Here is an 18,341-nt window from a genome sequence, read left to right as displayed (position 1 = left end):
CATTGGATGAAGACATTGATTTATTTACAAAAATATTTTTAGATACTGATGCTGAAAAAGGTGCGGTTATAGAAATAGTATCTAAAAATGTATACGGAACTATTAGTGGCTCGAACGTTTCTACAGAACAAGCAGATATTTATATTTTCAATAATGGTGATTTCGACGAAGATAGAAGGAATCTAGGGAATGATGAATTTCTATATTACAAGTATTGTCTAGAAATTGAGCCTGCTGAAAATGTAGAGAATAATGCTTTCGTTGTAGAAGTATCTAATTTATTGATAAAGTTATGGGATGCTGGTTATAAGGCGATAGCTTCTTGTGACTTTGAAGAGTTGCTTCCAAGAAAAGGAGGCTATAATTTCGAGGAAAGGCAATGAGTTAGTTATAGTGCCGCATCACGCACCGCCCAATTAGCAGGTGGGGGATAACGAAGCCAAGCAAATTCAATTATTTATGCTCTGCGAAGCTTGAACCGAATCGGTAATTAATCCAAATAGTGTGACAGGATGCGGAAATCCAAGCAAATACATTTGGGAGTTACCGTTACTATTTTTCTGTTTAGTTATTCATGGATTACTCCCGTTGTGACAAATTCAAGATCCAAAAACGTCCTATGCTTCTATATGTCTGGTGTGATTCCTGCCTGTAGAGTGTCTAACCTATAAGGGAAGACAACTTGAAAGGAGAAATCTATCATGATGCATCCCTTGAAAGAATGCATTCAGAAGCTAGGGCTAACACATCGAGCGTTTGTTGTCCTGTATGATATCTCTTGGGAAAGGTTTCGTAGTTGCTTGTATGGCTATACCGATTCCATCCCCCGCGCCATCCTGAATGTCATGGTACAGAACGGCTATGATGAGCAGTAAGCACAGCGGCAGTATCTATTATGGAGGAAATGGAGCGTTCAGCAAGAACTAAACGCCCCCGCCGCCGCAGAAGGGAGGGCGCATCCATGAAACGACTACCTTTAGATACAGCTTTAGCCCTGATGCGGCGGGAGAATGTGTTAGGACATTGTTCCGATGATATGGACGAGCTTGTCGGTATCTTCGTCAAGTATGTCAAAGACCCGATGTCACAGGAGCAAGTCGAGCTAAGCCTTGCATATTACCTTGCTAGATCGAAGCACAATGATGTCGTTCATCGGAATCAAGTCTTAGCCAAAGTCGCTCGATTCCTAAATCAGTATGATTGGCGGCTATCCGACGATCATATAGAATACTATCGTAAATATTTGCCGTTGTTTGGCTAACCTATCCCCGTCGTTGTGCGGGGATTTTCTTTTTATACAGGACTTAACTGCCGCGACATCCTGTCGTATAGAGAAAGTGAAGGGGTAAGAATAGCCCTAATTTAATCAGGAAATGAGGATGAGTTATGGCGCTTCATGAATGGCTAGATGAGATCAAGGATCAATTTGAGTTTATTAATGATGAAGGGGCATTTGAATATGTAGGAGAACGGACAAAAGGTAGTTATATGAGATGCTTCTTTCTGTCATCAAATGAAAAAACGGTACTGTGGGAATTGATGTCTGATATTATCCCCTTACGGTAGACAGTGAAAAAAGAGTTCATGATATCATGAATTCAACACTGTAGACCGGAGGGGATTTTTCTATGTCACCAAAGAAGGGTCAGAAGTTTAATCGATACGACGAAGAAACGAAGCGAGAAGCCGTTCGTTTACGAATTGAAGAGCAATGGAGCTATACTCAGATCAAGGAAAAGTTGGGGATCAAAAGCGATGCTCAGATTGTAACTTGGGTACGCAAACATATGAATGGTGAATCGTTCAAGGATTATCGGGGGCGTTGGGCGAAAAAACACTTCAGCAGTCTTGAGGAAGAGAACGAGCATCTGAAAGCGCAGGTCGAATATCTAAAAAAGCTCAATCCGAATCTACATGGGGAGGGAAGTTGGATAAGCAAGCCCGGTTTAGGACCATCGAAAAAATGATTGGGACCCACTCGATAGTCATGCTGTGTAAGATTGCTGAAGTGTCTCGTGCCGGGTATTACAAGTGGAAAGCTGCTCTAAGTAACCAGCAACAACGTCAGGAGCGAGATGCTGATCTGAAGAAGCATATACTTGCCATTCACCGTTTGCGGCCCTATTTCGGTTACATCCGTATGTGTACGGCTTTGCGTAGGGAAGGATTGCTTGTTAACCGCAAGAAAGTCAGACGGCTTATGCGTGAGCTCGGGATCCGGTCAGTCATCCGCAAGAAGCGTCCAAATGCAGGGCGCAAGCCTTCTGTCGTGAAAGTCCCTGTTCAAGACATTAGCAAACAACTTGTGCTGGACACAGTAAAGCAACTCGGTACTCGCAAGGATGCAGTCTTACATTCTGACCAAGGCTTCCAATACACGCACAAGGCTTACGAGACTCAGTTGCTCGCACAAGGGCTCCAGGGCAGCCACTCAAGGCGAGGCAACTGTTATGACAATGCCTGCATGGAGTCGTTTTTCTCCCATTTGAAGACCGAACAGCTGTACCTTAAACGTCCGAACGACCAGCATTCAGCACGTCGTCTCATTGAGGAATATATTGAAATTTACAATTATGAGCGTTTCCAAAAAAAACTCGGCGACCGTTCTCCAGTTGAGTACCGGAAAGCGATCGCCGCATAAATTGATCCTCTTTTTTTATTGTCTACTTGACAGGGGTAAGACCAGGTCTTGGTTACTCTACTGCTTCTTTTATTCGTGGATTTCAACTTGGCGTGCTAATGATTACAGAAGTATATGCAGCACGAAATGAGATCGTTGGTGGTTGAGGTAGCTACTTTATATTTATTCATGTGACATACTAGCGTTGTAAATAACTCATTAAAAGCTTATTTCTACCCGTTTATAGGTGGGAATGAGCTTTTTTGGTTATAGTGATGAAACGATCCACAGGCAAAGTATCTATTACGCTCCATGAAACAGGCGGCGTTGCCATCAGCAGTCCGGGGAATGTTGCAATTCAAGGTGGCAACTTTAAACTGGAGGTGGGGAAAGGACTATCGCTAAAAGCTGAGACAGCGCTGTATCTCAAGGGCGGAGCTAGCAGCATGGTGCTGGATGGTGAAACAGACCTCAAAGCCCCAGTGATCGAGCAGGAAGGGACGGTAAAGGCCCCGGTATTTGTCACCGACCTTCCTCCCGTATGGGAGCCTGAGATAGTGAGTGTGGAGGCGTATGAAGCATCCCAATCATCTGCAGCGTCCCATACGGGGAGTGGAAATGCTCCTACAGCCAAAATTACGAGTCCGGCTGCTGAAGCCGCGGCCAATAACATGTTGGCTACGGAGTCGAAGCTGGCGGGTTCGATTCCGGTAATGACGGGCGTCCTATTAAGTGCGCTGGGAGGGCCAGCGAATAAGGCGGTAGGCGTGGCGCTGCAAGCAGCGGCGGGAGTTCCTTTGCGAAGTGATGGGAAAGCCAAGAAATCTGCTAGTAATTCTTTGCATCCGCTAAAGCAATTAGCAGGTCTGCTCTTGCAGGGACTGATCGACCAGCAGATTTACGAGGAAGAAAGACAGGCATACTACACCAAGTGGATCTTAGGAAAGATGTTAACGAGTGCGCGTCAAGTGTTATATTCAGATGGCCCATTGGATTTCGTTCGCAACGTATTGAAAGAGTCGGAGGACATGTATCAATCCTACCAGCAGGTTCCCGAAGATATGAGAAGTCGTTGGGTAGATCAACACGCTAGCAGTATAGAGCTTACAACAGTTGAAAAATACCGTGATTACGATTTTAGTAAATATCAAAAAACGCTAATGGGAAGCACATGGGTTTTAAGTGAAAAAGGGCGTACAGATCGGGAAGCAGCTCGACTCAGTTTAATTTACACTGAACTTGTAAGAGAAGGAGTAATTAAACCATCTGGTAACAGTTTAGATAATAATGATCCCATTACGGAATATGTGAGGGAACAAACAAAGCTGGCACGTGAAGGCTATAATATGCGTGGAGAAAAGCTAACACAGGCACAAAAGGTTGCTATTATTTACAGCGGGTTACTTTATGAATATTATAATTTAGGTATTAGTTTCCGAGGAAATAGAAATATAGGAATTGTCCCTAACGGGTTTAGTGATCCAAAGTATAAGAAGAAGGGAGAAACATCGACCTCGTCGAATAACCCGAATAAGTCTCCCGAAATTAAGAGGACGGTTAATATTCCAACTTGGAAAGGGTCAGGGCCAACTTCTGGTGTTCTTGGGGTAAACTCTTTATCTCCTTCTGTTAAAGCTATTAAAAATTATTATCCTAAAAAGGGAGGAATTGAGTTTATATTTGATCCTGAAACAAGTACATTTGTTGTTGGTAAACCTAAAGATGAGAAATTTGTTGGTTCTCCTCACCAAAGGTTAGTCCAGACAATAAATGCTGATGAAAAAAATGTGGTTGGTGGAACCTTTACCAGAGGGGAAAATGGAGAAATCTATACAACTGAAAATAGTGGTCACTACGGGCAAAATTGGACTACTGAGGTGAGAAATCAATTTACAGAGGTAATGAAAAACTATGGATTGCCAGTGGAACACGAGTTGTGGGGGATGTAAACTATGAAAAATAAGGTGAAATCTCTAATCGAAAGTAAAGTATCTTCTAATAATTTTAATACTACCAAACTGGTGGATTCTGACATGTCAATAGAGTGGATTCCGCTTATGCCAATTGGGGAACAACAGACGATAATTGGTTTATCAACATATGGTTTTTGGGTCGTTCATGAGAAGCAAGGATTAAGGATATTAGATGAACCTTGGAAGTATCTTCGTTTATTGGTATTATTAGAAAAACCACGAACGACAATCTATAACTTGTTAAAAGAATCTTTAGGAAATTATGAGCTATATATTGAGTTAGAGGACATCTTTCCATTTGCTGAAATTGTTAAAATTGGTTTAGAGCAACAATCAGATTACTGGGCAGACTTAGCACTAAACTGGTTTGTAGAATTGCCTCGCATACAACAATGTGAATTACAAGAAATCCTATTTGAAATTGTAAATACCCGATGGGCTTCACAAAAGTTACGCCATAGAGTAAAAAAGATTTTACGTAACATTCAACTGCAATAAATGGGGATATTAAAGAAAATCCATATGAGAGTTACGGTAGCAGCTTGACGAGTAAGGATGCTCTACTATACTTGATAACCTTTGCTAAGCTCTTTTCAACCTGCATTATGGGTAGGAATGAGCTTTTTTTGCATGAAGAAATAAGCTGGTGGGTTCGATTCCAGCAATGACAGGCGTCTTATTGAGTGCGCTGGGAGGGCCAGCGAATAAGGCGGTAGGCGTGGCACTGCAAGCAGGTGTATTACAAGTAACTGCGGTAGTTCCTGTTCGGGGAAGGATTCTTGCTATGCCTGCTTTGGGATCTTTACATCAATTAAAACAGATAGCGGCTCTATTAGAACAAGGTATGATTAATATACAGATTTCCGAAGAGATGACACTGGCTTACTATAGCAATTGGATTTTAGGAAAGATGATGACAAGTGCCCGACAGTTGTCATTTACTAGTGGCTCCGAAGATTTAATTCCAGGGTTGTTGAGACATTCAGCGGAAGTCATGCATTCATATCGACAGGTACCTGAAGAAGTACTACTTCGCTGGGAATTAGAGAATATTCCAGCTTATTTAACTAGTGAAAATTGGGAAACAAATATAGTTATTTATAAAACGCAAAGAGCTTAGGGTGGTCTGATGAATTAACAGAAGATGTGGCAATACGTGTTTTACAGAAACGAAGTACGGATGATATTGTAAAAGAAATGAAAGAGAAGTACGGTATAAGTGTGCTCCATGGCCTCTATTTAGCCCCCAAATGAACTTGGACAGTACACCCCTTATTCCGATAGAATGAAATCAGTCGGAGGGGAACGCAATGGAAAGAAAACGGTATGATCTGAACTTCAAGAAAAAGGTTGTATCCAAGGGGCATGAAATCGGCAATATGACGGCAGTAGCCAGGCAGCATGATCTTGATCCGAAGATGGTGCTGCGCTGGGCAAGAGAATTGAAACGCAAGGATCTTGACGAATTGGATGGCGATGCTTTGAAGCATGCTTCATTCGTTCCTACAGCCTCAGATTATGCAGCCTTGGAGAAGGAGCACGAGAAGCTCAAGAAGCTCTATGCAGAGCAGGCGCTAGAGAGGGAAATCCTCCGTGACCTGTTAAAAAAAACGAACCCACACTTGCGGATAAAATAGAAATTTCGCAGAAATACATCATGCAGGGCTATTCAATCAGCCTTGTGCTGCGCATTCTGGAAGTGGAGCGTTCCACATATTATGCACATGTGAATCGCCCGAATCAGCAAACTGAGCGAATCCTCAGGAACGGTCGCTCCGCGCCTGGTTACTCATATACGCAAGACAACAAGCGAATTAGCGATGAGCAAATCTGTGAGTGGATCATGGAGCTGTTGGCCGATGAGTACACGTCTGTCTACGGATACCGCAAGCTGACAAAGATGCTGAGGCGCCAGCACCACCTTGTGATTAACAAGAAGAAAGTCTATCGGCTGTGCAAGAAAATGAATGTGCTTCGCCCTCAGCGGAAGCTCAAGGCCAAGCATCCGAAACGACTCGCAAATAACAAAGTTATTACCGCTTCCAATCAACTGTGGGAAACGGATATTAAGTATGGTTGGCTCGAAGGTGAACAGCGCTTTTTCTTCCTGATGAGCATCATCGATGTGTTCGACCGAGCAATTGTTGCTTATCATCATGGCTTGTCCTGCGAGGCTAAGGATCTGGTTCAAATCACGCAGGAGGCACTAATGAAGCGCCAGCTCTTTGACAAGGCGAATCGACCAATTATTCGATCGGATAACGGTCCACAGTTCATTAGCCATCGGTTTGCGGAGGCTTGTGAACAGTTTGGAATTATCCACGAACGAATACCGCCTAAGACGCCGAATAAGAACGCCCACATCGAGTCTTTTCACTCGATCCTTGAATCGGAATGTTACCAGCGCCACGATTTTGAGAGCTACCAACAGGCATATAAGATCGTTAGCGGTTTTATCTACAATTACAATCGCAATCGCATCCATGGAAGCATATATGATATGTCGCCGTACGAATACATGGAAGCAGTCCGGCAAGGCAATGTAAGACCCAAGGAAATCAACGTGTAAGGCATGATCGTCATCAGATGAAAAACTATGAAACATCGAGCGATTCTATGCAATCATTCGAATAAGAGGTGCTGTGTCCAATATTAGGGGGTTAACCCGCACGCACCATTAATAGAATAGGGGTGAACTGAACAGAATGATTCGTATTAATAAAAATGGTAGATATTCTTTTCATTTGAGGTTTGATAATAATGGAGTAAATCACCTTATTGGAGCGTTTCAGGAAACCGTTCAAGGAAAAAATGTGAATTTAGAGCTAGATGAGTTATCGAATATTGGTAGTAAAAAAATTAAGTATTTAACTATATCATGCAATAATGAGCAAGATAAATTAAGTTACTGTGAATCTGGTTTGCTTCTACAATTAGAAGACGAAGTTATAGAATACGTAATAGATAGGTTAAAATTATGTTTAACAGGTCAAGATTTTTATCCTGCTGAATTTTGTGAAGCGACATTCGGGAAACATGATGTAACCATTTATGGCTTTTTGGAAAGTAATATATAGATTATGATATATGATGAATACTATATAAGGGGAAGGCTTGATAGCGTTACAAAAGATCATTAATAGCTTATTTCTATTTAGATAGGAATAAGCTTCTTTTATTTGTACAGCCGCTCACGTATCACAAGGCAAGGAAAATTCTTAAGATGATTATGCACGGGTTGATCCCGGCCTTGCCTTCACTGTAAATATGATTGATAAACAAAGTTCTGATGCTCAGAAAATTTTGAAGAATTCATAGAAAGAATAGAACAAGGCTCGGTGTTACGTTTGTTTAGTTCACGACTATTGATTAATTATCTTCATGGTAAGTACAACTATATAAAACCAAGATAATTGGAACTTAAAGCTTCAATTAAAAGGCTTATCCCACTTAAACAAAGAGTAGGGATGAGCCTTTTCGCATACCAAAATCCGTCTATTAAATCTGTCAGCTCTCCCAGTATCATGGAAAATTCGTATATTTAATTGTCCAAGTCACGTTCTTCTAAACCACCGTACTTTGAAACACTTCCTTCAACGGTAAGTAGAGTCATCCGAGCGTCCTACAAGGTAATCAAGGCTTACGTTAAAATAATCAGCCAGAGCGTAAGCGATATCTAGACTGGGTATTCGCGTTCCTCTTTCCCAATGGCTAACAATGGATCTGTCAACTCCTAAAGAAGCAGCAATGTCTTGTTGTGAGATTGACTTCTCAAGGCGTAAGTTTTTAAAACGCTCCGCTAAAATTTCCCGATTAAGCATAAACGGCTCCTTGACCGTGACTGAAAGTCACTGTATAATAAAAATGTATTAAGTGACTGTGAGTCACATTAAATTTATATAACGCTGCTTACTAACTAAACAATGTAATTTTTTTGATAGGCAGGATCATGAGTAAACATGAAGCGGCGCACTCTCAGCAAAGATAAGTACATCCTTCACAGAACTGTCTGAAAGCCAGACTGCACATTAAATCTATCATGTGTCAGTTTTTCATTCAAGGAGCCGCAATACAATTGAAGGGGAGAGGGGATGAGAAGTATCTTAGAGGCATCAAAAGCCATGAAAATGTGAAAAAAAAGTTAACGGCAACAGAATTCAGTCAGCTTGAAGAATTACTTGATTTGCGAAGCAAGTCAGGATCAATGCACTCTACTGCTTCTTTTATCCGTAGATTTCAACTTGGTGCGCTAATGATTATAGAAGTATATGCAGCACGAAATGAGATCGTAAGCGGTTAGGGTGCGCAAGCACAAAGCAAATTTTCAGCCTACAAAAAACTAAAGAAGCTGGCGCCGGTTAAATCCGGTGCCAGCTTGTAGCGCATGGTAGGAGTAATCCAAGCTTTAATCTGGGGATCGTAGCCTTACAGCTTCCGTCACTTTATTAGATATGCCCAAACCGATGCGACTTGAGTTAATCCTTCTTGAGGGGTTATCCCCTGCTTAAGAATTTGCTCTAGATAGGTAGAGAATTCCGCAAGCAGTAGGGAGCTCTCTGGAATAAGCGGCCTAGAGCGCGCCACCTCCAGTTGAGCCTTAAAGCCTTGGAATATCGTATTGCTCATCAGATCTTTGTCATCATAGGCGCTGACACGCGTAGGTAGGGTTCCTGCTTCCTTGGCCATTGTCACCTGGTTTTCTATACTGTTTAAGTAATGAATCAGCTGATAGGCTTCCTTCGGGTATTTTGTATACTTAGAGATGACCAGATTATGTCCCCCTATAGGTGAGCCTTCCCCACCCGGACCTCCAGGTATAGCCGCTACTCCAAGATTCGCAGAATTCTTGAACGCCTCTCCGCTCAGTATATCGGCGGTTGCCCAAGGCCCGTTAATGATCATAGCTACTTTGCCATTTTTAAAATCCTCCATCATCCTGGCATTCCAGTCTTCAAAGCTGCCGTCAGGTTGTGTCACCTTTGCCTTGATCAGCTCCACCATAAACTCGATTCCTTGGACAGATGACTCATTAGCAATTTCAATATTCATTTCCTCATTAATCATTTCGCCCCCAAATCCCCATACATATGGAAGCGAATAATAGGAATCAGGTGATATATAAATTCCGTAATGATCCTCATTCGTAATCGCCTTAGCGATCTCCATCAGCTCGTCCAGCGTTTGGGGAGGCTCCGTATAGCCTGCCTTGCTAAGCAATTCTTTATTATAAAGGAGGGCAGGAGCATCAGTTACCATCGGCAAGCCATAAATATGACCTTCGTGTATATTATTTTGAATTGCTGTTGAGAAATAATCCTCTTGATCTGCAGCAGTCACCATATCATCTAGTGGAAGCAGGATATCTAGATCGACGAATTCTGTGGTCCAGCCAATATCGCTTCTCAAAATATCCGGTGCATCTTGCGTCAGTGTAGCAATTTTGAAATTATTGGATGCTTCTCCAAACTCCACGGATTTGAGATTAACATCAATATCAGGATGCTCTTGCTCAAAGGACTCGATCAATCTAGTTAGTACTTCGGTCTCTTTCTCACTTGTAGTTGTCCAAAAGTCTAATGTAATAGCTGTCTCTTCTGTTTTCACTGCAGAACATCCAAAGAGCAGCAGCGGCAGCAAGAGCACAATCCAAAGTTGTTTGAAATTCATAGCTGTACCCCTTCCTAATTCTAGTATTTAAACTGTCCGATTAAGTTCTTCAGCTCCTCTGCTTCATTCGCAAGCGATTCCGCAAAGGCAGCCACCTCCTCCATGGAGGCCATCTGCTGCTCCGATGCAGCGGATATATGTTGTGTTCCCTCTGCATTTTCCTGGGCGATTTGAGATACAGCACTAATTTGATGAGTTGCTGTTTGTGTCTCGGCGCTGATTTTAGCAGTTATTTCTCGAATGGATGTGTTAACCTCCGTAATGCCATAAATGGATTGTTCAATGGATTCAAAGGACTGCCCCGCAATCGTTATCAAATGAATGCCCTTATCGACCTCATCTTTGCTGGACGCCATCTGTTTTGCAGTTTTACTTGTTTCGGCTTGTATTCGGCTTAAAATATGGTTAATCTCTTCGGTAGACTGTCCTGATTGAAGCGCTAATTTTCGAATTTCCTCTGCTACGACCCCGAAGCCCCTGCCGGCTTCGCCGGCTCGTGCTGCTTCGATTGCGGCATTTAGTGCAAGTAAGTTGGTCCGCGTCGCTATATCGGTGATGACAGCAACGACCTGCTCGATTCGTTCAGTGCTTTCATTCAGCCCCTGAATGGTAGCGGCCATGCTAGATGTGCTCTGTTCGATCATTTCCACCTGATGAATGGCATCAGTTAAGTCCTGCTTCCCCCGTTCTGTACTGGTACTGCTTATATTAATGGTGTTTGTCATTACTTCAGACTGTTCCATAATGTGGCGTACATTTTGCTCTAATGACTGCATAATCTCCAAATTTCCTGCTACCTCTGTAACCTGCGTGCTCGATCCATGAGCGATTTCCTGCATAACCTGTGCAATATGCTCAGTTGCCTGACTGATTTGCTCTGAACTTACCTGGAGCTCAGCAGAGGCTGCAGCAACCTGGCCTGATACGAGATCGGCCCCGCTGATTAACTTTTTTAAGGAAACCACCATTGTATTGAATGACTTTGCAAGGCTTCCCAGCTCATCCTTACGGGACTCGTCTAGTGACTCAACAGCAAGATTACCACCTGCTACTTCAAGGGCATGCTGCTGAATGGCACGTATGCTTCTCGTTAGGCGATTGGCAATGAGCGTTGAGATGAGGATGGACATAATTACGACCACAGTGGCTGTAGCCAGATTGAGCCCATTCATCAATTGAATGGTAGACTGGATCTCTTCCTGCTTCGTCAGAGCCAAATTCCCTTGTTCGATGCTGTAGGACAGCAGTGCAAAATCAACGGGATCAAAGGATTTCTGAGTAAAGGCGTGCTGCGCCTTCACCTGTTCTCCCCCCTCATACTGTTTAACTAGCTCCTCCTGATTCTGAATAAAGCTTTGCCATTCCGTGAGAAAAGCCTCGATCTGCTTCTGCTCCGCTTCCGTTGTGGTGAGGCCCTGCAGCACCTCAATTTGTTTATTTACGTAGCTAACATCAGCGTTGAAGCGCGCTTTATAATTCTCCTTCAAATAAGCAGGCGCTAGAAGTACTTGCGCAGCATCTGCGTTGGCAGACTTTGAAAATAAGTTTATATTTTCAATTATTTTCATTTTTTCATTTACAAAAAAGATTTCATCTGTTAGTCTGCTCACTCTATTGTTCATAAAGTACGAGAGCGATAAGGCGATAACGAATAATGCAATGATGATTGTAAAGCTTAGCTGCAGTTTCTTTCGAAGGTTCATTGGTTTATTCACTTCCTTGTCTTGTTGTAAAAAAACGTACTTATTTAGTATCGGAATATGGATTGGTTTTGCTTAGACATATAAGCTTTGAGTAATATGGAAATGGAAGTGCGGATTAGAATCAGAGGGTTGATCAAAATGAGATTTATAGCACTGCCAAACGAGTCAATGCATGAAAGAACTGAGGGAGAATGGTTGCCATTACAAGGATGAGGCAAGCTCATAAAATAAGATTTTCGGCAGGTATACTAAGATCTGTCTTGAGCACCGGACTTCAAGGGTGAATGTAAGATTTGAAGTCGAGTATGTATCTTGAAAATACTTCGTGATCAACAGTTAACTTATGGTTACGATGTAGTATAAAAATAGATTGATCATGGTTGCCCGGAGGCAGAGGAAATGATGTGCTTCCGGGTAGTTTTAATCGGCGGTAATTGTATCCTCGTTTGCGTTGGAACGCTCCTTTTTAACCAGTTCAAGTGCTTGCAGCCTTCTTGACCATCCATGATCCATCCTCCAATGTTAGCTCAATTTGAATGCCAATGGCCCCGTTTCCGGATCGATACTTTGTGCCTGCGATGATGGCACCGTTCTCGCTGATGTCCACTTTGTCGATTTGGAGCAGTACGCCCCCCAATACCATGTCGTTGTCTTTGATTTCGTTGCCTTCGCTCTCCTTAAGTTGCTCGAGAGTAGCGTCTTTGACAGGGACGGCAAACTGACCCATGCGCTCCTCAATGTATCGCTTATCTTCATCGGTTAATTGTGACAGGACGCTGAAATCAATCGCGATGTATGTCATGTCCTCATTTAAGGCTTCATCAATAGACATCATCGCTTCAAAGGCCAGGCCATATAATTGACCTGCGCTGCCATTGATATTGGTATGGGATCGATGTTTGCTGTTCACCTCTTGTTCCGATCCGTTCATTCCGGTTTTGTCCGCTTCCGGTAGGTTAGTCTCGGCATTGATATTTGTATTTGTGCTCGTACTGGCATCGGAAATGGCACTGCCGTTGGCGGGTTCCAGAAGTTGATTGGTAGCGGAAGACTCCAGATGGATGGGCTTGCCGCTTGTTTTTTCTTTGTCTGTACATCCTGCTATCAGCAGAACTGATGCGAGGACGATAACATAGGCACCGCTTTTTAAGATACGCATAGGTTGGCCCCCTCTCAACTATTTAAACGAATCCAGGGTCGCATTAGTTGGTCATGTAATGGAATAATTTGGGTGTTTGGTGCTGATTGTACATCAGGGTGAAACGGACTTGATAATCGCAGCTAGGCGGGCAAGGCTGCTCTCCATTTCTTGTATTGAAGCGAAAGCATAAGAAAGTCGTATATACTGGTTCGCTTCGCGATCGTATAGATGGCCTGGATTAATCAGAATATGCTGGCGGAGAGCTTGGTCGAATAGCGTTCTTGCTGAGAGCGGGGCATGCAGCTTCAACCAAATGTAAAAACCTCCGGCGGGCACATTCCAGCTTGCGATTTCAGTAAAATATTTGTCCAGAGAGTTCAGCATGGCGGCGCGGCGCTCCCTAAGCTGCTTGCGAACCTGCTGCACATGCTGTTCGTACATCCCGCTGATAAGCCATTCTGCGGCAACCTGTTGCGATAAGGCGCTTGAGCCATAATCACTTTGCATCTTGATATCGGCCAGGCGTTCCAGTACAGGCTGGGGGCCGCTGATCCAGCCGATCCGTAACCCCGGGCTAATTGTCTTGGATAGACTCCCCACATAAAGGATATTTCCAGTCCTGTCCTGAGCCTTGAGCGGTCGAATAGGGGGAGCATCCAGCCAGAGTTCACGATACACGTCGTCTTCGATTATCGGCAGGCCGCTAGCTTCGCTTACATCCATTAATTCACTGCGGCGCTTTTCACTCATTATCGTACCGGATGGATTATGAAAGGTAGGTATCGTGTATAGTAATGAAGCCTTGTATTGTCTTGCGTATGCTCCAGCCAAATCCGCTCGAATTCCATCTCGATCCATCGGTACGCCGCGAAGCTTCATCCCCGCGGATTGGAAGACAGGGATGGAGTACAGGTAGGAGGGACGCTCTACCAGTACGGTAGAACCCTGTTCAAGCAATCCTACGGATATAAGATGCAGCGCCTGAAGCGCGCCGGAGACGATAAGTACGGAGGAAGGAGAGGCCGCGATGCCGAGCTGCTGAAGCCGGTCTGCAAGCAACTCGCGAAGCAAAGGATCTCCCATAGGCTCGCCGTAACCCAAATGGGAAATCCGCTCTGCTACACGGTGAAGCAGAGCGCTCATCTCCTGCTGCGGCAGCAGGTCTGGCGACAGCTCACCTGTTCCAAGCCGGATGATGCCGGGATGGAATTCGGCGCGGTTAATCTCCTGGACGGCAGGCAGATTGGGGCGATGTATTCCGGACTTCACATAGGCTTCCCAATTCGTGGGAGGCGTAGCGGCTAGAGCGCCCCAGGTATGATTGATCACCCGGGTTCCGCCGCCCTTGCAGCCCTCCAGCATTCCAGCGGCGGTGAGTTCATCGAGTGCGGTCACAATCGTGCTGCGATTGACGTTGAAGGCCTCGGCTAATTTGCGTTGTGAGGGAATGCGGGTGCCTACGGGCCATTCGCCGCCGATGATTTTGTCGCGAATATATTGTGTAATTTGAACATGCAGCGGAGTAGCCGATTGCCGGCTAGGCTGCCAATGCATTTGCTCCATGAACAAGACCTCCCACGGATAGAAGAAGAGATGCAGAACGCACCTCCTTACGCTAGATTTAGTTCTACCATATAATTTGGTTGGTTTGCAATCCAGCCAAATGGCTGGAGCTAAATCCATTCCTCTGCTCTACAATGAGAACATTCGAATTATAAACGGAGGAATTTAGAATGTGGGAAGCGTTGATTTATGGACTTGTACTGGCATTTGGATTAATACTGCCGCTGGGTGTACAGAATGTTTTTATATTTAGCCAAGGAGCGGCTCATCCCAAATTGCGGCATGCCCTGCCTGGGGTAATTACCGCCTCTATTTGTGATACTGTGCTTATTTTGCTTGCCGTAGCCGGGGTTTCTCTAATCGTTCTGACGGTATTCTGGCTAAAATTATTACTTTACATCATCGGTGCATTATTCATGGTATATATGGGCTGGTCGATTTGGCGCAGCCGTCCCGAGCTGCCCTCCGATGGTGAGGCCCGTCTTACAGCGGGGAAACAAATTGTATTTGCCGCTTCAGTATCATTGTTTAATCCTCATGCGATTATAGACATCATTGGGGTTATTGGGACAAGCTCCCTGCGTTTTGAAGGGCTGGAGAAAGGAGTGTTTGCCGCAACGACCATCGGCGTATCCTGGATATGGTTTTTTGGGCTAAGCTGGGCGGGTCGTCTTATTGGCGGTTTAGATCCGAGCGGACAAATTCTGAGACATATTAAAAGGCTATCGGCAATCATCATATGGGTCATGGCCGGATATATTATAATTCAGTTAATATAGAGTATAGACAAATGATGAAAAGGAGAGAGCAAATTATGAAGGATAGGAATTCGATGGACGCGACGATGAAATCGGTAAATGAGACGATAGATTTGCTGCTCAATCATCGTTCTATTCGCAAATTTACTGACCAGCCGCTGATGCCCGAGCAGGTAAATATGATCGTTGCGGCTGGGCAAGCCGCATCGACATCAAGCAATATTCAAGCATATAGCGTTATTGCCGTCATGAAGGAGGAGCTTAAGAAGGAATTAGCTCGTTTAAGCGGTAATCAGGCTTACGTGCATGACTGTCCTGTCTTTTTAGTTTGGTGTGCCGATCTATCAAGACTAAAGGCTGCCGCAGAAAAACATCAGCCAGGTCAGGAGACCTATGAAGGCACCATGGAACATTTGATTGTAGCGACAGTCGATACCGCTTTAGCAGCTCAGAACGCAGCGATTGCGGCGGAATCGTTAGGGCTTGGCATCGTATATATTGGGGGGATTCGTAATAATATCGCTGAGGTAGCCGATCTGCTCGGTTTGCCGGAGCTTGTCTATCCACTGTTCGGCATGTGTATGGGCTACCCGGATCAGCAGCCTGATCTTCGGCCTAGACTTCCGCAAGAGGCGGTTCTGCATTGGAACGGATATGACGCTTCCGCCTCGGACAAGCAGGTCGAACGCTATGACGAAATCATGTCGGCCTATTTGCGCGAAAGAACTGGCGGAGCGAAGGACACGCCTTGGTCGGAGCTGATGGCGGATAAACTGGCTCAGCCTTCACGATTGCATATGGGCCAATTTTTGCGTGAGCGCGGCTTTGCTACGAGGTAATAAGATTCTCCGAGTTAAGCAGCAGATCATCTAGATACCGTAAAAACGCCGGGTGTTCTCGCGTAGCCGAAGGCATGCCTTTTCAAAAGTGATATTCTGAATGGCCGCCCAGGCTTTGGCGACCTCCAAGATCATGGTCGGCTGGGTCAGCTGCCCTGTAAATACACCATGAAATGGCCAAGGGCCGTCTGTCTCTACCATAACCTGGTTGGCTGGATAGCTGCGCGCTAATTCAATAATTTCTGCTTCATACAGCAGGTCAGGGGTAAATGAAATATAGTAGCCTTGTTCCGCCATTCTATGTACGGTATGCTTGGCGCCTTTGAACCAATGAAAATGTGCTCTACGAATATGATGTTTCTCCAATAGATCGCAGGCAAGGTCGGCATCCTCGTAGACAGCATGGAGTATGACTGGCTTATCGTGTTGCTTGGCAAAGATGAGGAACTCCTCCAGAAGCTGTACATAAGCGGAAGTATCGATGGAAATACCATCTTTGGCCAATTGCCGGCGCAGGTAGTAAGGAAGTCCAATTTCCCCGACAGCGACCATATGATGGGCGTGCAGCCTCATCCAGTCCAAGAGCTGACGGATCTCTTCCTCGGCTGGCAAAGGATTTTCAGGATGGTATCCGCAGGCAGGATGGACAATTCCGGGATATAACCTGGATAGAGCCAAGTTCGCTTCCGAAGAGTTGAGATTCGTAGATACGGAAATAAGTCCTTCGATACCGCTGGGCCGCATTTGTTTTATGAGCTGATCTATCGTTGCATTCTGGTACTGGTCAAGGTGAATATGGGCATCGATCAAGTTAAAGTCCTCCCCCAAAATTATCGGTTCAGGTTTAGCTATGTAACATCATTATATCGACACACCGAATTAATCACAGCTGCAGTCCAGCCAAATCAATGTCCGATGCTAATAAAATGAGATGAAGGTCACGCTAGCCCCCTAGAGGACATGGTATAATTTTCATATACTTAACTTAATGAACTAAATGTTGGTATAACGTTTTGTGTATGGAATCAAGGAGGATTGCTATGATCTTCAGCAACGGCAATGCCCAATCGGCGCTTGAAGACCGAGGGTGTTTAAGGTTTCGTCCATTCTCAGCCTCATTTATAGCTCATATGCAACACATGGGATATCGCTCGGAACAGAGCTTTCCAGACTGCCAATTTTCTTATCGATCCAAGGATGAATTGCTGTTTCTGCTGGAGTGTACTCGTAAGTATAATTTTATGTGCGGCGAGAACCTGATGGTGTCCTTAGCAAATGAAGGAAGTAAGAAATCTTCGCTGTGGCTCAAAGTATGCCAAATGGAATGCCGTGTGAGGAACAGTGATGTACTCGCTGTAATCGTCGATAGGCTGTTCGAGAATCATATTCAGCCGATCGTCAATGCGGCTGAAGAGATTATTGGCTATGAGTTTTTGCTGCGGCCTTCCTCCAAGATGAGAGCGTTTAATCCTCTTGAATTGTTTGCGAGGGCTCGCGAAAGCGGGCTACATTCCTCCCTTGATCAGGCGGCAAGGCTGGCGGCAATTGAGACTAGCGCCCGGCATTTGCCGCAAGGAGTGAAGAGATTCATCAATTTCCTGCCATCCTCTGTCGAGCATCCGTACCGCCGCTTGAATGACACATTTAAGAAAATTGAGCAGCTTGCCCTGGATACACGTGATTTTGTATTCGAAGTCGTGGAGACGGAAAGGATACGGCATATTGCTCATCTGCAGCATATTTTTGAAGTATGCCGCGGACAGGGGATATCGATGGCATTGGATGATGTCGGGGCGGGATTCTCATCCGTGGAGGAAATGTCCCGCCTTCAGCCTGATTATGTGAAGATTGACCGAAGTATCGTAAACGGCTGTAGGAATGATGCTCATAAGCAGCGGCAAATTAGAGATATCATTAGACGGGCTATTGATTTTGGCGGAAAGGTACTCGTAGAAGGCGTTGAGCGGCGGGAGGACTTTGAATTCTGTCTGGATAGCGGGGCCGTGCTTGCGCAAGGATATTTGTTTGGCCGCCCGCAAAAGCCATTAGAGATGCAAGGGCTGCATTGAGCCTTGAA

Annotated in this window: 20 protein-coding genes and 1 pseudogene; 15 read left to right on the top strand and 6 right to left on the bottom strand. The window is 44.6% G+C overall.

Annotated features, from left to right (window positions below; all coding sequences use genetic code 11):
- Positions 1 to 2: 2 nt before the first annotated feature.
- The 11 genes and pseudogenes from EIM92_RS01540 (at position 3) to EIM92_RS01490 (ending at position 7,670) form a co-directional block, all read left to right on the top strand.
- Positions 3 to 383, top strand: coding sequence for a 1,4-dihydroxy-6-naphthoate synthase (locus EIM92_RS01540; RefSeq protein WP_125081170.1), 381 nt, complete (start codon positions 3 to 5; stop codon positions 381 to 383).
- Between the two features lie 318 nt (positions 384 to 701).
- Complete coding sequence (locus EIM92_RS01535; RefSeq protein WP_246021167.1) at positions 702 to 875, top strand: hypothetical protein; 174 nt, start codon at positions 702 to 704, stop codon at positions 873 to 875.
- An 86-nt stretch (positions 876 to 961) separates the two neighbouring features.
- Entirely contained in the window at positions 962 to 1,261 is a 300-nt protein-coding gene (locus EIM92_RS01530; RefSeq protein ID WP_125081169.1) for a hypothetical protein, read from the top strand.
- A 125-nt stretch (positions 1,262 to 1,386) separates the two neighbouring features.
- Entirely contained in the window at positions 1,387 to 1,566 is a 180-nt protein-coding gene (locus EIM92_RS01525) for a hypothetical protein (protein WP_125081168.1), read from the top strand.
- A gap of 62 nt (positions 1,567 to 1,628) precedes the next feature.
- Positions 1,629 to 2,641 (top strand): annotated as a pseudogene (locus tag EIM92_RS01520) (IS3 family transposase).
- Positions 2,642 to 2,892: 251 nt separating this feature from the next.
- A complete protein-coding gene (locus EIM92_RS01515) occupies positions 2,893 to 4,569 on the top strand; it encodes a polymorphic toxin type 43 domain-containing protein (protein WP_246021340.1) in 1,677 nt (558 codons plus the stop codon).
- 3 nt (positions 4,570 to 4,572) lie between these two features.
- Positions 4,573 to 5,091: a hypothetical protein gene (locus EIM92_RS01510; RefSeq protein ID WP_125081166.1), complete on the top strand. Its 519-nt coding sequence runs from the start codon at positions 4,573 to 4,575 to the stop codon at positions 5,089 to 5,091.
- A 220-nt stretch (positions 5,092 to 5,311) separates the two neighbouring features.
- Positions 5,312 to 5,713: a hypothetical protein gene (locus EIM92_RS01505; RefSeq protein WP_164514998.1), complete on the top strand. Its 402-nt coding sequence runs from the start codon at positions 5,312 to 5,314 to the stop codon at positions 5,711 to 5,713.
- Between the two features lie 190 nt (positions 5,714 to 5,903).
- A complete protein-coding gene (locus EIM92_RS01500) occupies positions 5,904 to 6,230 on the top strand; it encodes a transposase (RefSeq protein WP_125080997.1) in 327 nt (108 codons plus the stop codon).
- A 20-nt stretch (positions 6,231 to 6,250) separates the two neighbouring features.
- The gene (locus tag EIM92_RS01495; protein ID WP_125080998.1) at positions 6,251 to 7,162 is read left to right on the top strand and encodes an IS3 family transposase; all 912 of its coding nucleotides are present in this window, start codon (positions 6,251 to 6,253) and stop codon (positions 7,160 to 7,162) included.
- 136 nt (positions 7,163 to 7,298) lie between these two features.
- Positions 7,299 to 7,670 carry a hypothetical protein gene (locus EIM92_RS01490; RefSeq protein WP_125081164.1) on the top strand — a complete coding sequence of 124 codons (372 nt, stop codon included), beginning with the start codon at positions 7,299 to 7,301 and terminating at the stop codon, positions 7,668 to 7,670.
- A gap of 516 nt (positions 7,671 to 8,186) precedes the next feature.
- On the opposite strand, the gene EIM92_RS01485 is transcribed toward EIM92_RS01490, so the two are convergent.
- A complete protein-coding gene (locus EIM92_RS01485; RefSeq protein WP_125081163.1) occupies positions 8,187 to 8,414 on the bottom strand; it encodes a helix-turn-helix domain-containing protein in 228 nt (75 codons plus the stop codon).
- A 254-nt stretch (positions 8,415 to 8,668) separates the two neighbouring features.
- Between EIM92_RS01485 and EIM92_RS01480 the strand changes: the two genes are divergently transcribed.
- Complete coding sequence (locus tag EIM92_RS01480; protein ID WP_125081162.1) at positions 8,669 to 8,893, top strand: DUF6809 family protein; 225 nt, start codon at positions 8,669 to 8,671, stop codon at positions 8,891 to 8,893.
- A 137-nt stretch (positions 8,894 to 9,030) separates the two neighbouring features.
- Here EIM92_RS01480 and EIM92_RS01475 read toward each other — a convergent pair whose 3' ends face one another.
- The 4 genes from EIM92_RS01475 to EIM92_RS01460 all read right to left on the bottom strand — a co-directional run bounded on the left by EIM92_RS01475 (position 9,031) and on the right by EIM92_RS01460 (position 14,667).
- Positions 9,031 to 10,260, bottom strand: a complete 1,230-nt coding sequence (locus EIM92_RS01475) for an extracellular solute-binding protein (RefSeq protein ID WP_125081161.1) — start codon at positions 10,258 to 10,260, stop codon at positions 9,031 to 9,033.
- Positions 10,261 to 10,280: 20 nt separating this feature from the next.
- Positions 10,281 to 11,963, bottom strand: a complete 1,683-nt coding sequence (locus tag EIM92_RS01470) for a methyl-accepting chemotaxis protein (protein ID WP_125081160.1) — start codon at positions 11,961 to 11,963, stop codon at positions 10,281 to 10,283.
- Positions 11,964 to 12,438: 475 nt separating this feature from the next.
- A complete protein-coding gene (locus EIM92_RS01465; RefSeq protein WP_125081159.1) occupies positions 12,439 to 13,122 on the bottom strand; it encodes a hypothetical protein in 684 nt (227 codons plus the stop codon).
- Between the two features lie 93 nt (positions 13,123 to 13,215).
- Positions 13,216 to 14,667 carry an aminotransferase-like domain-containing protein gene (locus EIM92_RS01460; RefSeq protein ID WP_125081158.1) on the bottom strand — a complete coding sequence of 484 codons (1,452 nt, stop codon included), beginning with the start codon at positions 14,665 to 14,667 and terminating at the stop codon, positions 13,216 to 13,218.
- Positions 14,668 to 14,837: 170 nt separating this feature from the next.
- Here EIM92_RS01460 and EIM92_RS01455 point away from each other — a divergent pair, with 170 nt between their 5' ends.
- Together EIM92_RS01455 and nfsA are read left to right on the top strand one after the other, a co-directional pair.
- Positions 14,838 to 15,446 carry a LysE/ArgO family amino acid transporter gene (locus tag EIM92_RS01455; protein WP_125081157.1) on the top strand — a complete coding sequence of 203 codons (609 nt, stop codon included), beginning with the start codon at positions 14,838 to 14,840 and terminating at the stop codon, positions 15,444 to 15,446.
- 35 nt (positions 15,447 to 15,481) lie between these two features.
- Positions 15,482 to 16,264: an oxygen-insensitive NADPH nitroreductase gene (gene nfsA / locus EIM92_RS01450; protein ID WP_125081156.1), complete on the top strand. Its 783-nt coding sequence runs from the start codon at positions 15,482 to 15,484 to the stop codon at positions 16,262 to 16,264.
- Between the two features lie 30 nt (positions 16,265 to 16,294).
- Here nfsA and EIM92_RS01445 read toward each other — a convergent pair whose 3' ends face one another.
- Positions 16,295 to 17,074, bottom strand: a complete 780-nt coding sequence (locus EIM92_RS01445; protein ID WP_125081155.1) for a TatD family hydrolase — start codon at positions 17,072 to 17,074, stop codon at positions 16,295 to 16,297.
- 230 nt (positions 17,075 to 17,304) lie between these two features.
- On the opposite strand from EIM92_RS01445, the gene EIM92_RS01440 reads away from it, so the two are divergent.
- Positions 17,305 to 18,333 carry an EAL domain-containing protein gene (locus tag EIM92_RS01440; RefSeq protein ID WP_164514997.1) on the top strand — a complete coding sequence of 343 codons (1,029 nt, stop codon included), beginning with the start codon at positions 17,305 to 17,307 and terminating at the stop codon, positions 18,331 to 18,333.
- Positions 18,334 to 18,341: the final 8 nt, after the last annotated feature.

Source organism: Paenibacillus lentus, assembly GCF_003931855.1.
In the GTDB taxonomy this organism is placed as follows: domain Bacteria; phylum Bacillota; class Bacilli; order Paenibacillales; family Paenibacillaceae; genus Fontibacillus; species Fontibacillus lentus.
This window is presented reverse-complemented; position numbering and strand designations above follow the sequence as displayed.